General features: G+C 70.2%; 12 protein-coding genes. 8 read left to right on the forward strand and 4 right to left on the reverse strand.

The annotated features are described in order from the left end of the window. Positions 1–123: 123 nt before the first annotated feature. Complete coding sequence (locus B0293_RS23035) at positions 124–1392, forward strand: GGDEF domain-containing protein (RefSeq protein ID WP_052014300.1); 1269 nt, start codon at positions 124–126, stop codon at positions 1390–1392. On the opposite strand, the gene B0293_RS23040 is transcribed toward B0293_RS23035, so the two are convergent. After that, positions 1389–1853: a nucleoside deaminase gene (locus B0293_RS23040; RefSeq protein WP_005152092.1), complete on the reverse strand. Its 465-nt coding sequence runs from the start codon at positions 1851–1853 to the stop codon at positions 1389–1391. The genes B0293_RS23035 and B0293_RS23040 overlap by 4 nt on opposite strands. 148 nt (positions 1854–2001) lie before the next feature. On the opposite strand from B0293_RS23040, the gene B0293_RS23045 reads away from it, so the two are divergent. Further along, positions 2002–2961 carry a helix-turn-helix transcriptional regulator gene (locus B0293_RS23045; RefSeq protein WP_039919435.1) on the forward strand — a complete coding sequence of 320 codons (960 nt, stop codon included), beginning with the start codon at positions 2002–2004 and terminating at the stop codon, positions 2959–2961. Here B0293_RS23045 and B0293_RS23050 read toward each other — a convergent pair. Beyond that, positions 2920–4302 (reverse strand): MFS transporter, encoded by a 1383-nt coding sequence (locus B0293_RS23050; protein ID WP_005165568.1) that lies wholly within the window; start codon positions 4300–4302, stop codon positions 2920–2922. The genes B0293_RS23045 and B0293_RS23050 overlap by 42 nt on opposite strands. Before the next feature lie 158 nt (positions 4303–4460). Beyond that, a complete protein-coding gene (locus B0293_RS23055; protein WP_005165569.1) occupies positions 4461–5075 on the reverse strand; it encodes a TetR/AcrR family transcriptional regulator in 615 nt (204 codons plus the stop codon). A gap of 89 nt (positions 5076–5164) precedes the next feature. Between B0293_RS23055 and B0293_RS23060 the strand changes: the two genes are divergently transcribed. Next, positions 5165–5956: an SDR family oxidoreductase gene (locus B0293_RS23060; RefSeq protein WP_052014585.1), complete on the forward strand. Its 792-nt coding sequence runs from the start codon at positions 5165–5167 to the stop codon at positions 5954–5956. Continuing rightward, positions 5953–6738 carry an SDR family oxidoreductase gene (locus tag B0293_RS23065; RefSeq protein WP_005165571.1) on the forward strand — a complete coding sequence of 262 codons (786 nt, stop codon included), beginning with the start codon at positions 5953–5955 and terminating at the stop codon, positions 6736–6738. The genes B0293_RS23060 and B0293_RS23065 overlap by 4 nt, the downstream gene beginning before the upstream one ends. Here B0293_RS23065 and B0293_RS23070 read toward each other — a convergent pair. After that, a complete protein-coding gene (locus tag B0293_RS23070) occupies positions 6725–7219 on the reverse strand; it encodes a beta-class carbonic anhydrase (RefSeq protein ID WP_005165572.1) in 495 nt (164 codons plus the stop codon). The two genes, B0293_RS23065 and B0293_RS23070, sit on opposite strands and share 14 nt — an antisense overlap. A 653-nt stretch (positions 7220–7872) precedes the next feature. Here B0293_RS23070 and B0293_RS23075 point away from each other — a divergent pair. The 4 genes from B0293_RS23075 to B0293_RS23090 all read left to right on the forward strand — a co-directional run bounded on the left by B0293_RS23075 (position 7873) and on the right by B0293_RS23090 (position 15343). Next, positions 7873–8208, forward strand: a complete 336-nt coding sequence (locus B0293_RS23075; RefSeq protein ID WP_005165573.1) for a hypothetical protein — start codon at positions 7873–7875, stop codon at positions 8206–8208. Between the two features lie 520 nt (positions 8209–8728). Beyond that, positions 8729–9388 carry a LuxR C-terminal-related transcriptional regulator gene (locus tag B0293_RS23080; RefSeq protein WP_039919436.1) on the forward strand — a complete coding sequence of 220 codons (660 nt, stop codon included), beginning with the start codon at positions 8729–8731 and terminating at the stop codon, positions 9386–9388. Between the two features lie 484 nt (positions 9389–9872). Further along, a complete protein-coding gene (locus B0293_RS23085) occupies positions 9873–12593 on the forward strand; it encodes a helix-turn-helix transcriptional regulator (protein WP_005165578.1) in 2721 nt (906 codons plus the stop codon). After that, positions 12590–15343 (forward strand): AAA family ATPase, encoded by a 2754-nt coding sequence (locus B0293_RS23090; protein ID WP_005165580.1) that lies wholly within the window; start codon positions 12590–12592, stop codon positions 15341–15343. Before B0293_RS23085 ends, B0293_RS23090 begins: the two co-directional genes overlap by 4 nt. Positions 15344–15351: the final 8 nt, after the last annotated feature.

A 15351-nucleotide genomic window follows, 5' to 3' on the forward strand; every position in this document is an offset into this window, starting at 1 on the left:
CTAGACCATTGAGGACTGTCAAGAATTCACCGGGTTTCCGGGCGGAAACGACCGACCTTAGTAGGGGGGTCATGACCCGGAAAGAGGATCGACACCACCGCCGGAACCGGCTACTTTGCCGAAATGGTGGGGGACTCCCTGATGGCGACCGGAAGCCGCGGCCGGAGAGACCGGCTCGCCGCGCCGCGCCGGCTGTTGGGGTCCTGGAGCCTGTGGGAACTACCCAGGCGGGGCCTGATCGGGTACCTGCTCCTCGTCGACGCCGCCGCCTTCGCCGCCACCGCCTACCTCTTCGTGCTGCGGCCGCCCGCGCCGTCGTCACTGCTCCCGTTTTCCGCTCTGCTGGCGGGAATGATCCTCAGCTCTGAGCTTTCGCGTACCGTCGAGCGATCCCGGGCCGACACCCGGCTCGGTGCCGGGCTGGACGCCGCCTGGATCTTCGCGGGCGCGTTGCTGGTGCCGCCCGCGCTGGCCGCCCTGCTCGTCGTCGCTTCGGCGGGGTACCGCTGGTTCCGGATCCGGCGCGGAATCCCGCACCGCCAGGTGTTCGCGGCGTCCGCGACCATGCTGTCGGCGCTGGGGGCCTCGATCATCCCGGTGCTCTTGGGTGCGCCCCCGTTCGCCGACGCGACAAGGGATTTCGAAAGTTTCGCCCTGGTTTTCGCGACCGGGCTGGTGTTCCTGTCCGTCGACGCCGCGCTTGCCGCGCCCGCGGCGGAATTCGGCGCGGAGCCGTCGGGATTCGCCTTCGACGCGGCGATGGTCGCGTTCGGATTGCTGCTCGCGTGGTCGGCGGTGGACTGGCCGCTCGTCACCGTGGTACTCGCCGGTGCGCTCGTGGTGTTGCACCGGGCCGGGACGATGCGCGCGCTGCGCGGCCACGCGGGTACGGACACCGGAACCGGGCTGCTGACCGCGTCGTCCTGGATGGACGGTGCGCGTACCCAGTTCGACCTGATTCGCGGCCGTGGCGCCGATCTTTCGCTGGTGATGCTCGACCTCGACCATTTCGCCCGGCTCAACGATCGGCACGGCAGGCACGTCGGTGACGACGTCCTCCGCGCCGTGGCGGACACTTTGCGCGCGGAGGTCCGGGCGGCGGACCTGGTCGGCCGGTTCGGCGGCGAGGAGTTCGTCGTCCTGCTGCCCGGTACGAGCAGATTCGACGCGCACGCGATCGCCGAACGGATCCGGCTGCGGATCGCCTCGACCTTCGTCTCATTGGGTGGGACGTTCGCCGGGGCGACCGTCTCGATCGGGGTCGCGTCGCATCCCGCCGGCGGCGAGACGCTCGACAGGCTCGTCGGCGCGGCGGATCAGGCGCTGCGCGCGGCCAAGGCGGCCGGGCGCAACCGGACCGTCGTGTTCGACGCCGAGGAATCGCTCGACTAGTTCTCGGTCGGGACCCCGATGTCCTCGAACCACAGTTCCGGATGATCCCGGATGAACTCGGTCATCAGCGCGATGCACGCCGGGTCGTCGAGCAGGGTGATCTCGACGCCGTGCTCCTCGAGCCAGCCGTGCCCGCCCTCGAACGTGGCCGCCTCGCCGATGATCACCCGGCCGATGCCGAACTGGCGCACCAGCCCGCTGCAATACCAGCAAGGGGAGAGGGTGGTGACCATGATGGTGTCCCGGTAGTGCGGTCGCCTGCCCGCGTTCCGGAACGCGGAGGTCTCGGCGTGCATCGACGGGTCGCCGTCCTGGACCCGGCGGTTGTGGCCGCGGCCGAGCAGGACGCCGTCGGTGTCGAAGAGCGCGGCGCCGATCGGGACCCCGCCCTCGGCCTTGCCGAGCTCGGCCTCTTCGCGGGCGACGGACAGCAGATGAGCGGGATCGATCACCCGGATCACCTTACGGCCTCGTGAGCGTCGGTCGGGTGGGTCGTGAGTGGTAAGTGACGTTCTAACGTCACTTACCACTCACGACCCACCGGGCCCAATGCGGACCGGATCTGTCCTCGATCTCTGCCACACTCGTTCCCATGAAGCGAGCGAACCGATGACCACGGGCACGTCGGCACGGCTGCTGAGGCTGCTCTCCCTGCTCCAGGCGCGGCGCGACTGGCCGGGCGCCGACCTGGCCGACCGGCTGCGGGTGGACGTCCGCACGGTCCGGCGTGACGTCGAGCGGCTGCGGGAGCTGGGCTACCCGGTGCACGCGACCCCCGGTGTCGCGGGCGGCTACCGGCTCGGCGCGGGGGCCGCGTTGCCGCCGCTGCTGCTGGACGACGACGAGGCCGTCGCGGTCGCCGTCGGGCTCCGCACGGCCGCGAACGGGACGGTCTCGGGGATCGAGGAGACCTCGGTGCGCGCGCTCACGAAACTGGAGCAGGTGCTGCCCGCCCGGCTGCGGCACCGGGTGGCCGCGCTGAACACCGCGATGATCCCGCTCGGCGGCGCCGGTCCGATCATCGACGCGGAGGCGCTGACGGTCATCGCGTCCGCGTGCCGCGACCATCAGCGGCTCCGGTTCGGCTACCGCGGCTACAACGGCGACGTCAGCGAGCGCCGCGTCGAGCCGCTGCGCATGGTGCACACCGGGCGCCGCTGGTATCTCGTCGCGTTCGACCTCGACCGCGACGACTGGCGGACCTTCCGCGTGGACCGGATCGACGGCGTCCCGGACACCAGTTTCCGCTTCACGCCGAGGGAACCGCCCGCCGAGGACCTCGCGGCCTACGTCTCGCGCGGGATCTCGTCGTCGCCGTATCCGCATCAGATGGTGCTGCGGGTGAACGCCTCGGCGGACGCGCTCGCCGAGTGGGTGCCGGCGACCGTCGGGACGATCGAGGCCATCGACGAGCGCACCAGCCGGGTCCGCGTCGGATCCAACAACCTTTCCACGGTGCCGTACTACTTCGCCCAATGGGACGTCGACTTCGTCGTCGAGGAAGCGCCGGACGAGGTCAAGGAGCGGCTACGGCTGGTCGCCGACCGCTTCACGCGCGCGGTCGAATGAGCCCGAACTGGGCTGTGCGGCACGTTTGGCGCGCCTCGCCAGCAGGCCGATGGAGCCGAGCGAGATCAACGCCAGCACGATGATGTAGAGCGAGACCGACATCGAGGTCCCGGTGGTTTCCAGCAGCAGCACCATGATGAACGGCGCGAGCCCGCCGCCGACGACCGCGCTGATCTGATAGCCGAGCGAAGCGCCGGTGTAGCGCATCTCGGCGGTGAACAGTTCGGCGAACAGCGCGGCCTGTGGGCCGTACATGATGCCGAGGAACATCGACCCGACGAACGAGGCGACCACGAGCAGCGGCAGCGAAGCCGTGTCGATCAGCAGGAACATCGGTATCGCCCAGAGCGCGATACCGGCGGCGCCGAAGGTGTAGATCTTGAGCCTGCCGATCCGGTCGGACAGTTTCGCCGACAACGGGATGATCGCCAGTTGCAGCGTGCTGATCAGCAGGGTCGCGACGAGCACGGTGGTCCGCGACATGCCCAGATGGCGGGTGGTGTAGTCGAGGACGCCGTTGAGCAGGATGTAGAACGTGGCGGTGTTGACCATGAACGAGCCGCCTGCCAGCAGCACGGTGCCTTTGTGGTTGCGCAGGACGTCGCGCAGCGGCGACTTGGCTTGGCCGCGTTCCTCGGCGGCGAGTTTCGCCGCCGCCCGGCGGTATTCCGGCGTCTCGTCGATCTTGACGTGCATGTACCAGGCCAGCCCGAGCACGAGGATGCCGACCAGGAAAGGGATCCGCCAGGCCCAGGTGAGGAAGTCGGACGGCGGGGCGACCTGCGCCGCGACCAGGAACACGGTGTTCGCCAGCACCACGCCGATCGGCACGCCGAGCTGGACGAGGCTGCCGTAGAGCCCGCGTTTGCCGGGCGGCGCGTACTCGGTGGCGAGCAGCATCGCGCCGCCCCATTGGGCGCCGACCGCGACACCCTGCACGAGCCTCAGCAGGACCAGCAGGATCGGCGCGCCGATGCCGATCGTGTCGTAGGTGGGGAGCACGCCGATCAGCGTGGTCGCCGCGCCCATCAGCGCGATCGCCAGTACCAGCACGGGTTTCCGGCCGCGTTTGTCGCCGAGGCTGCCAGCGATGATCCCGCCGAGCGGCCGGGCGAGGAAGCCGACCGCGAAGGTCGCGAAAGAGGCGAGGACGCCGGCCGCCGCGTTGGTGGTGGGGAAGAAGGTCTTCCCGAACACCAGGGCGGCCGCGATCCCGAAGACGAAGTAGTCGTACCACTCGACCGAGGACGCGAGTGCCGCGGCGGTGGCGGCCCTCCGGCGCTGGGTCGGGGTGATCGTCGGCTCGGTGGCTTCGGGGACGTTCGGTGCGCTGTCGGCCATCGGTGTGCCCTTCGCTCGGCGCTGCCGCGGCGGTGCGGTCCGGGCAAGTTAACAACCGCTTAGTATGTGGTCAACGTCTCAACGGGTAATTCTCGATACCGACCGGTTGGTATGTCACTCTGGTGGCGGTATCGCCGACGGAGGTCGATCAGTACTGGTCAGGAGAGTTTCGTGCCGAGCATGCGCAGCACCAGCTCGCTGTACTCCTGGCCCAGCTTCTTGGGTGTCTGGCGGGCGCGGTCGCTGTACCAGCGGGAGACGTCGACGCCGAGCGAGAGCACGGCGCGGGCGGCGGTGTGCGGGTCGCCGACGGTGAAGACGCCCGTCCGCGAGCCTTCGGTGATGACCTCGCGCACGACCTGCTCGATGCGGCGGCGCAGTTTCGCGACGATCTCGAACTCCTCGTCCGGCAACGCCTGCAGTTCGTACTGCACCACGCGGGCCACGGTGTGCCGCCGCGCGTGCCAGGCCACGAAGTCCTCGACCAGCAGCCGGATCCGCTCGACCGGGTCGGTCTCGCGTGCCACGACGCTCTCGACGAGGGACAGTGTCTGCTCGTGGCCGTACTTCGAGATCGCGAACAGCAGCGCGGCCTTGGACGGGAAGTGCACGTACAGGGCCGCGGGGCTCATGCCCGCCGCCGAGGCGATGTCCCTGGTCGTGGTCGCGTGATAACCGCGTCGTGCGAAGGATTCGACCCCGGCCAGCATCAGTCGACGCGCCGTCTCCGGCTGGACGTCGGGCCACAGTTCGGCCGACAGCGACATGGTCATCCGCAGATCCTCCCAGACGCTCGTACCCCGTTGGTGGGCTTGACACCACCTTCGGACCTTCCCATTGTAAGTGAGCGCTCGCTTAGTGAATGCGCTCGCTAGTGAACACAGAGGAGATCGACAGAGTGAACCACTCCTTCAAGGATCGCGTCGCGATCGTCACCGGCGCCAGCCGGGGTATCGGCCTCGGGATCGCCAAGGACCTGGTCGAGCGCGGGGCGAAGGTGTGCATCACCGCGCGCAAGCCGGAGCCGCTGGCCGAGGCGGTGGCCGAACTGGGCGGCGAGGCGGTCGCGATCGCCGTCCCCGGCAAGGCCGACGACGCCGAGCACCAGGACGAGGCCGTCGCCAAGACGATCGAGACCTTCGGGCGGCTCGACATGCTGGTCAACAACACCGGCATCAACCCGGTGTTCGGGCCGACCCTGGACATCGACCCCGCCGCCGCCGCGAAGATCTTCGCCGTCAACGTGCTCGCGCCGCTGTCGTGGACCCGGCGGGCGCGCGACGCGTGGATGGGGGAGCACGGCGGCGCGGTGGTGAACGTCGCGTCCATCGCCGGGCTCGGCGCGTCGCCCGGGATCGGCATGTACGGCGTCAGCAAGGCCGCGCTGATCCGGCTCACCAAGGAACTCGGCTTCGAGCTCGGCCCGAAGATCCGGGTGAACGCCGTCGCGCCGGCAGTGGTCAAGACCAAGTTCGCGACCGCGCTGTACGAAGGGCGCGAAGAAGAGGTCTCGGAGTCGTACCCGATGAAGCGGCTCGGCGTCCCGGCGGACATCGCGGGCGCGGTGTCGTTCCTGCTTTCCGAAGAGGCGGGTTGGATCACCGGGCAGACGGTCGTCCTCGACGGCGGCGTGACGCTGGCGGGTGGCCTGTGACCGCGTCGTTTTCCGGAGCTGGTGTCGTCGTCACCGGCGGTGGAGGCGGCATCGGCGCCGTCCTCGCCCGCCGGTTCGCCGCCGAGGGCGCCAGGGTGGTCGTCGGCGACCTGAACGGGGACGCCGCGGCCGAAGTCGCGAAGGAGATCGGCGGGACCGCCGTCGCCGGAGACGCCGCGAGCGAAGCCGGTGTCGCGTCGATGATCGCGGCCGCGCGCGAGACCCTGGGCGAGATCGACGTCTTCTGCGCCAACGCCGGGATCGCGCCGATGGGCGGGGTGGACGCGCCCGAGGAGGACTGGGCGCGGATCTGGGACGTCAACGTGATGGCGCACGTCCGAGCGTCGCGGCTGCTGCTGCCGGCGTGGCTCGAACGCGGCCGCGGGCACTTCATCTCGACGGTGTCGGCGGCGGGCTTGCTGACCAGCCTCGGTTCGGCGTCGTACTCGGTGACCAAACACGGCGCGCTCGCCTTCGCCGAATGGCTGTCGGCGACCTACCGGCATCGCGGGATCACCGTGCAGGCGATCTGCCCGCAAGGCGTGCGGACGGCGATGCTGGAGAACACCGGCCCGGCGGGCGAACTGCTGATGGGCGCGTCGGCGATCCAGCCGGAGCAGGTCGCCGACGCGTTGTTCGAGGCCATCGCCGCCGAACGCTTCCTGGTGCTGCCGCATCCCGAGGTCGCGGAGTACTACGCGGCGAGGGCCACGCAGACCGACCGCTGGCTCGGCGGGATGAACAAACTCCAGCGCAAGGTGGAGCAGGTCATCGGGGAGTGACCTCGTTCAGCTTCCCGGTCGCCACGTCGAAGACGAAACCGCGGACGGAATCCTTCTCGGGGATGAACGGGCTGTTCCTGATGCGCTCGATCGACTGACGGACGTCCTCGTCGAGGTCGCCGAACGCTTCGGCGGCCCAGGACGGCTTGACGCCGACGTCCTCCTGGATGGATTTCTTGAAGCCGTCGTCGGTGAAGGTCAGCATTCCGCAGTCGGTGTGGTGGATGAGGATGATTTCGCGCGTTCCGAGCAGGCGCTGGCTGATCGCGAGAGAACGGATCTCGTCCTCGGTGACGACGCCGCCCGCATTGCGGATGACGTGCGCTTCACCTTCCTGGAGTCCGAGGACGCCGTAAACGTTGATACGGGCGTCCATACAGGCGAGCACGGCGACGTGTTTGGCGGGTGGCAAGGGGAGTGGTCCGGAAAAGCGCGCGGCGTAGTCGGCGTTGTTGGCCAGGAGTTCGTCGGTGACCGACATGGGTTTCCCTTCCGGTTGGCGTAACGATGAGTGGACCGTTGGGATGCAGGCATGCGCAACCGTGCCCATGAGCTGAGACCGGTGGCCTGGCTGGCTTCTTCAGGTGCCTGGTGGGTTCTGGCCGCGGTCGGTCGCAGGTCTGGTCCGTGAAGGCCTCCTTGAGGGACCCAGAGTCCCTCAAGGAGGCCTTCACGGAATCGGAGCTCGCCACGTTCGCCCCGCATGCACCAGCAGCCACGGCGGCTGCGCGTGAAGGACCCCTTTCCGCGGCTGAGCCGAGGAAACTCGGCCCTCACGCCTAGCCCGGCCATGCGCAGCCGTTGCTACCGCTGGGTTCAATCGCCAAGTCCGTGAAGGCCTCCTTGCCTACCCTGAAGGTAGTAAAGGAGGCCTTCACGGACTTGCCCCTCTCGGCCCAAGCGCACTGAGAGGAACCTGGCGCAAGTGCGGTGTGATCGGACCTTTCACGCCGGACTGTGTGGATTTCGGGTCGTCCAACGCCCCGAAATCCACACAGTGAGGCGTGAAAGGTCCGGTGACGCACGTAGTTCCTCGCCGACGGCCGCACTGCCCCAGGCGAACATCCAGGTTGATCTTCATCGGCAAGTCGGCCAAAGTAGTCGTGGGGTCTTGCTCGCGGTAAGGAAAAGTCAATGGACAAGCGCTTCGTGCTCCGTGGTGCCGTTCTCGCGGCGACTCTGGCGGGGTCCGTGCTCACCACCGGTTCGGCGATGGCGAGCACCGCGGAACCGTGCGCGGCCGGCGCGTCGGGTGACGTCGCGGCGGCTTCCTGCACGCCGTATCGCAAGGTGAGTGAAGGCTGGAGCAGCAAAACCTCCTGCAACCGCGCCGGCAACGAAGGCGCGCAGGCGGGGCGCTGGACCGGCTGGAACTGCAGCCAGGCGCTGGCGGGCTGGGAGCTGTGGGTGCGCACCTGCACCGCGCTGGCCGCCGAAAAGGACGCGGTGACCACGCGCGAAACCATCTGATTCCGAGCGGGGCCGCCTCGAGTGTGAAACACCCGGGGCGGCCCTGTCACTTCTCGGCGTCTACAATGGACGGTACGATTCCGGTCAAGCGATCGCTATGACCGTCGCGCACGATTCGGTCGATCGACAGGTCGTGACAGGTGTGTACCGATGACCGGTCACACGGTTCGCGTCGCGCGGCGAGATCTACCTTAAATCAATGTTAAGCATCGGCGGATTCGGTGCTATCTTGACTGAGCGAAAACGCGAGAAGTTCTTCACGCGGAATTCGCCTTTCGGCCCTCGTGGTGTGGGCTCGCGGTGGGGGTTCGGTCACCGAACCGGCCGCTGAGCTGAGGATTCTCCAGGCTGGAGCCCGATACCGAACCTTCGGTACGGCCTGTCCGCACGGTGGGTTCGGTGGCCACGAACTGCTCCGGAATTCGTTGACCCCGTCGTCGGCCGGTTCGTAGTGTTTGCCGAGTCTTGGGCAGGGACGGCTTTGGTGGACACATTTGGCTCAGGCAGAAGGGGGCTTTCCATGGCCGGCATCCGAACGATTTCCCCGACCGGCAAGCGTGCTTTCGACGCAGGTCGTACCGCGCGACCCGGAATCATCAGTGAATTCGTGGAAGTGGCCGACATGCCGCTCGCGGCGCTCAGCGCCGGATTGCGGCTCGGTGGTGGCAACGCCGCCTTCTACCGTCTTCTCGGTCGCCGTCCCGCCGACGTGCTCGGCGAATCGTTCCCCGAACTCGTCACCACCGGTGCCGATCACCTGCGCGACCGGCTGAACCGGGTCGCCGAAGGGTGGGAGCAGCGGTTCCGCGGCAGCGTCAACGGGCTCGCCTCCGGCGGTGCCGACCGGCTGACCATCGTCGCGGGCCGGATGCGGGCGCCGGGGACGGCGATCCTGCTGACCATGCTCCCCGAGACGGGCCCCGCGCGCGCCGAGCAGCTGAGCTCGGTCAGCGACATCGAGGCGAAGATCCTCCAGGGGATCGCCAGCGGCCTGTCCAGCCTGGAGATGGCCGACAAGTTCTACCTCAGCCGTCAGGGGATCGACTATCACGTCGCCCGGCTTCAGCGGAAGTTCAAGGCCCGCAACCGGGTCGAGCTGGTTTCCCGGGCCTTCGCCACCGGCCTGCTGGACTCGACGGCCTGGCCGCCGCGGGTGCCGGAGTCCCGGCGCGCGAGCTGACCGCCCGGACTTGACCTGTGGGTGACCGCGGCGTGACGTACTCGTGCGGTTACGGTGCGGTCCCAGTGAACGGCCACCTCGATTGCACGTATTTCGGCAGAATTCGTAATGTCCTTCGAGGCAGTTTCGCTCGTTTGAGCGCACCTGCCGAGTGTTGACGGCTCCGTTCGGCCGCCGGGGAGCAACCCTGCGGGCATCTCCGATTCACGCCCTGTTTCCTTTTGGCGCTACTTCTGCCATTCTTCGACTCGCCGGGGTCCGCGCGCGGTGGCGCGCCGGCCCGCGCCGCTCCATGCTTCGAAAACCCCCGCCGACGAGCGTTGCGCTCATCTGAGCGCCTGGTATCCCTGTAGTGAGGGATAACCCTTATCCAGGTTGCACGCTCTATTCGGTAAGACGATCACACGATGAGATGGAAGCACGTAAGCGATTGTTCGCTCTGTGTGACGGCAGTGACTCCGATGGGACGACAGGGAGGCGGGAGATGATGGACGCCAACAGACCCGGACGCGCGCTCGCCGGACGCGACGACGAGCTGCGCCGGCTCGCCGCTCGGCTGAGCGCCGGCGCGCCCGGTGAAGGCTCCGTCATCGAAGGCTCGGTCATCGTCGTGCGGGGGCAAGCGGGCATCGGCAAGTCCAGCCTGCTGGACGCCGCGCTGGCCGCGCTCACGGACACCGTGGTCTGCCGGGGCGCCGGAGTGCCCGGCGAGGCGGCGGCGGCCTCCCGTGAACTGCTCGCGGACCTGCGCCGGGCGGGTGCCCGGGTCCCGGACCCGGACGACTTCGCCGCCTGGTACGAGGATTTCGCGGACTGGGCGGGCGGGAAGTCCGCGATCGTGTTCGCCGTCGACGACGTGCAGTGGTGTGATGAACCGACGGTGCGGTGGCTGAGTCTCCTCGCCCGGCATTCGACCCGGCTGCCGGTGCGGATCATCCTGGTCCGGTCGGCCGCCGACGGCCCGGACGGCGCGGCGGAACGGTTGGCGGACCTCGAATCCTGGTACGGCACCGAGGTGCTCGACCTCGGCCCGCTGCCCGCGGAGGCGGTCGCCTCGCTCGCGCGTGAGGCGGTCGGATCCGATCCGGGGGAGGCCTTCGTCCGGCACTGCGTCGAACAGTCCGGCGGTAATCCTTTGCTGCTGCGGGAGATGCTCGACGAACTGGGCAAGGTCGCCTCCGGGATCGCGCCGGTGGCCGGATCCGCGGCGGGTGCCGCGCTGATCCACTCCTTGTTCGCCGGCGTCCCGGACTACGCCCGGTCGGTCGCCACCGCCATCGCGGTGCTCGGCGGACAGGACCTGTCCCTGGTCGCGCGGCTGGCCAAGGTGCCCGCGCGCACCGCCGGTACCGCCGTCGAACTGCTGCGGAGTCAGCACATCCTCGCCGCGGAAGGGTTTTCCTTCCGGCACGACCCGGTGCGCGACGGCCTCCTCGACGCGCTCGACCCCGCCGAGCTGGGCCGGTGGCGCCGGACCGCCGCGATCCTGCTGAGCGACGCGGCCGGGTCGCCGGAAGAGGTGGCGGAACACCTGCTCGAACTCGCCGAGCTGGACTCGTGGATGGTCGACCTGCTGCGGGACGCCGCGAGCGGCGCCTGCGACCGGGGCGCGCCGTGGGACGCGTTGCGCTATCTCCGTCCCGCCGCGGCGGCCAGGCCGTCGGACGCGGGCCTGGCGGTCCAGCTCGCCGAAACGGTCGCGCTGCTGGAACCGGACAGCGGATTCGACCTCCTGCGCCGCGCGCTCGAACTCCAGCAGGACCCCGTCGACCGGGCGAGGGCCGCGGTGAAACTGGGCCGTGCGGCACTCGTCGCCCGCCGGTGCGGGACCGCGGTCACCGTGCTGGACAGGGTGCTCACCGTGCTCGGCGGCGAGATGGACCAGCAGCTCCGCGGTCATCTCGAAGGCTTGCTGTGCCTGGTGGGCATCGAAGATCGCGACAGCCTGGCGAAGCTCGACACCCGGATCCAGCCCCGGAACTCCGACGGCACGGAGGCCGTCGTCGACGCCCGGCATCTGGCCGTCTGCGCAGTGGTCGCCGCGCTCGACGGGACCCGGCCGCGCGAAGCCGCCGAATGGGCGATGCGCGCGATCCGCGGGTACACCCCGACCACCGACGATTCGGCCGTCAGCTCCGCCGTGCTGGCCCTGTTGCTGACCGACGAGGTCGACGTCGCCAGGGACGAACTGACCAGGGCCATCGAGCTCGTCCCGGCCCAGCGCAGCGAGTATCTCGCCTTCCGCGGCCTGCTCGGGCATTGGTGCGGGGACCTCGCCACCGCGGCCGCCGACGCCGGACAGGCCTACGCGCTCAGCCGCCGGGCGGAGGGACGCACCGGCGGGGTCGTCCCGCGGATCGCGCTCGCGACCGTCGCGGCCCAGCAGGGCGAAACCTCGAAGGCGATGAAGTTGTTGCGGGAGGCGGATTCCCCGCAGTTGTGGGAGCACACGGTGATGCGCCCGTGGTTCCAGCTCGTCGACGCGCGGGTGCACTGGGCGGCGGGTGATCGCGAGGCGGCGCTGAAGCTCTTCCATCTCTGCGGGGAAAGCCTCGCCGACGTCGGCATCGCCAACCCGCTGCTGGCGCCGTGGTGGTTCGAAGCCGCCTGCCTGCTGGCGGACGAAGGACGTTTCGAGGCCGCCGCCGAACTCGCGGCCGAGGGGGCCGAACCGGCCCTGCGCTGGGGCACCCCGCGGGCGATCGGGATGGCCAGGCTCGCGACGGCGGTCTCCACCCGGGGGCCCGAGCGGATCGGGCTGATCGAAGAGGCGGCGGCCGTCCTGGCCGGATCGCCCGCCCGGCTGGAGGAGGCGCTGGCGGAGTTCCACCTCGGCCGCGCGCTCGTCGACACCGGGGAAACCGCCGCGGCGCGCACCCATCTGCGGCGCTGTGTCGAGCTGAGCCTGCGGACGGGAGACCGTTTCCTGCTGCGCCGCGCCCAGCGGACCGCCGCCGAGGCCGGCATCCCGAGCGAGGTGACCCCGCTGGCGTCGCTGAGCCCGGCCGAACGGCACATCGCCCGGCTCGCCGGACGCGGGGTCAGCAACCGGGTGATCGCGGAACGCCTCTTCGTCACCGTCCGGACCATCGAGACGCATCTGACGAGCGTGTACCGGAAGCTGCGGATCTCCGGACGCGCCGAACTGGCGGTGGTGCTGGGCCACACCGACGACCGTCCGGCCGTCCTCGAAGGCGTCCGGTGAGCGCGGTCCGGCGGCTCGAAGCCGAAGGCGCGGACGAACTCGTCGAGCGCGAGACCGAACTGCGCCTGCTCACTCGGCTCATCGGGGATCTCGAACACGGCCACGGGGGCTCCGCGCTCGTGCTCGGCCCGGCGGGCAGCGGCCGCACGGCGCTGCTGGACCAGGTCGCGTCCCTGGCCGCCGAGCGGGGCCTGCAGGTGTTCACCGCGCGGGGATCGGCCACCGAATCGGAGCTGCCGTACGGGCTCCTTTCCCAGTTGCTGGCGTCGATCCCGGAGCTCGCGGACGTCCCGTGGCTGCACGCCGCGCTTTCGGACGGCACGGACGTGCAGGTCCTGCACGAACTGCTCTGCCAGCGGCTGCTGGAGTCGGCCCGGCGCTGCCCGGTCCTGCTGGTCGTCGACGACCTGATCCTGGCCGACGAGCAGTCCGAGGCCTGGCTGGCCGCGCTCCAGCGACGCCGGGGCAACGATCCCGTGCTGCTCGTCGCCGCGCATTCCGGTTCACAGGACGCGGACGGCGACGACGCGCCCTTGTACCTCGGCGGTCTTCCCTGGGAGAACCGGCACGTCGTCCGGCTGCGGCCGCTGAGCGAGGCGGCGGTCCGGCGGCTGGTGCACGCGGTCCCGGCGCCGCGGCTGCCCGTGGCCGAGGTCTACGCGGCCACGGAGGGGAACCCGGCCCTGCTCGCGGAGGTGCTCGCCCGGTCGTCCGCCGGTCCCGGCCCCGGCGCCGAGATCACTGCCATCACCGCGGACGTCCGCCGTGACACCGTGCTCGACCTGCTCGCCCGGCTGCCGTCCGATCTCGCCTCGCTGGTGCGGACGATCGCCGCGATCGGCACCCTCGACGAGGCCTACCTGCGGCCGCTCGCCGCCCCGCTCGGCATGCCGCTGAGCCGGGCGCTGCGGGTGCTGGCGGATTCCGGCCTGATCGGGACCGATCCCGCCCAGCCGATGAACCCCCAGGTGGCCACGTGGGTGCTGGCCGCGACGGGCGCCGCCGAGCGGGCGGGAACACGCCGCCGGGCCGCGGAACTCGGGCATCGCCGCGCCGCGCCGGAGGAGGACGTCGCCGGGCTGCTGCTCGGTTCCCAGCCGGTCGGCGAGCCGTGGGCCCTGGAAACCCTGCACGCGGCCGCGCTGCGGCGTCGCGAAGCCGGGGATCACACCGAAGCGGCCCGGTACTACCGGCGGGCGCTCGCCGAACCGGCGCCGCCCGGCACCTCGGCGCGGCTGCGCCTGGAGCTGGAGACGGTCGAGGCGTCGTCGTGCCCGTTCACCGGGGGCCTGCGCTTGGCAAGGGCCACCAGGATTTCCGGCGACGACACCGTCCGAACGCGACTGTCCGCTGTGGACCTGATGATGCAGCGGGGGGCCAGGGACGACGCGTTGCGCGAGCTGGCCGTCTTGAGTGAGGCCGTGGTCGAAGACCGGGATCGCGCGGATCTGGTGGCCTTGCACTGGCTGGCCGAAGGGTCCGGCGCCGGTGCCGCTCTCCACGGCGTCCCCGCCCTGGCGGACGTCGATCCCGCCGCGCTGACCCCGGCACAGGCGGCCGCCGCGTCCTGGCTCGCGACGACGTCCTGCAGCGACGGGCGTCTGGCCCGCCGTCTGGCCCGTCGTGCCGCCGATCCGTCGCACGAACCCATGACCCTGTACTCGCCGAGGTTGGCGCTGGCCATCACTTTCACCCAGACCGACGACGTACTGGAAGCGCTTTCAGTCTACGAAGAGGTCATCGCGGACGCGAGCGCCGCGGGGGCGGGGGTGCCGGTCGCGCTCGGCCTCACCGGTCAGGCCTGGATCCACCTGCAACGCGGCCGGGTGCAGGCCGCCGAGGACGCGCTCGCCAAGGCCGCCGCGTCCGGTCCACCGGACGGCTGGCCGCTGACGGTTTCCGACGCGCTGAGCACGATCGCGATCGCGGCGGCGCTCACCAGGGGGGATCTCGACGCCGCCCAGCGCGCCGTCGACGTGGCTGTCGACGGCGGGCCGTTGTACTCCGCGCCGTATCTGCTGTTCATGCGCGGATTGCTGGAACTGGACCTGAAACGCCATCGGCGGGCACTGGGCCTGTTCCAGGAGTGCGGCAGGCGGATGAACGCGGCGGGCTGGCTGAACCCCGGTCTGGTGCCGTGGCGTTCGCACGTGGCCATCGCGGCGCAGGCGCTCGGGGACGAGCACACCGCGTCCGCGATGATCGGCGAGGAATGGCGGCTGGCTCAGAACTGGGGCACGCGCACCGCGATCGGGCGGACCCATCTGGGCGCGGGTGTCGCGGTGCGGTCCGAGGACGCGGTGTTCCGGCTGACCCAGGCGGTCAACGCGCTCCAGCAATCCCCGGCGAGGGTCCTCTACGTCGAGGCGGTGCTGTTGCTGGCGGGAGCCCAGCTCAACCGCGGCCAGACCAGTGGCGTGCCGCGTCTGCTGCGTGAGGCCGAACGGCTGGCCACCGCGTACCAGCTCGCCTGGGCGACGTCCCGGATCGCGGACCTCGGGAAGCGGCTGTCCGACCGGCCGCGGCGGTCCTATCGCACGGCGTCCCGGCGCTGGCGAGCGCTCTCGCCCGCCGCGACCGATCTCGTCCGCCGCGTGCTCTCGAACGCCTCCAACGCCGAACTGGCGGAGGAACTGGGCGTGAGCAAACGCGCCGTCGAACTCCGGCTCACCGCGATCTACCGGCAGCTCGAAGTGACCGGGCGGGCCGAACTGCGGGAGCTGTTCGACGCGCTGGACAAGGAGCTCTGAGCCGCCGT

The sequence above is a fragment of the Amycolatopsis azurea DSM 43854 genome, assembly GCF_001995215.1.
In the GTDB taxonomy this organism is placed as follows: Bacteria; Actinomycetota; Actinomycetes; order Mycobacteriales; family Pseudonocardiaceae; genus Amycolatopsis; species Amycolatopsis azurea.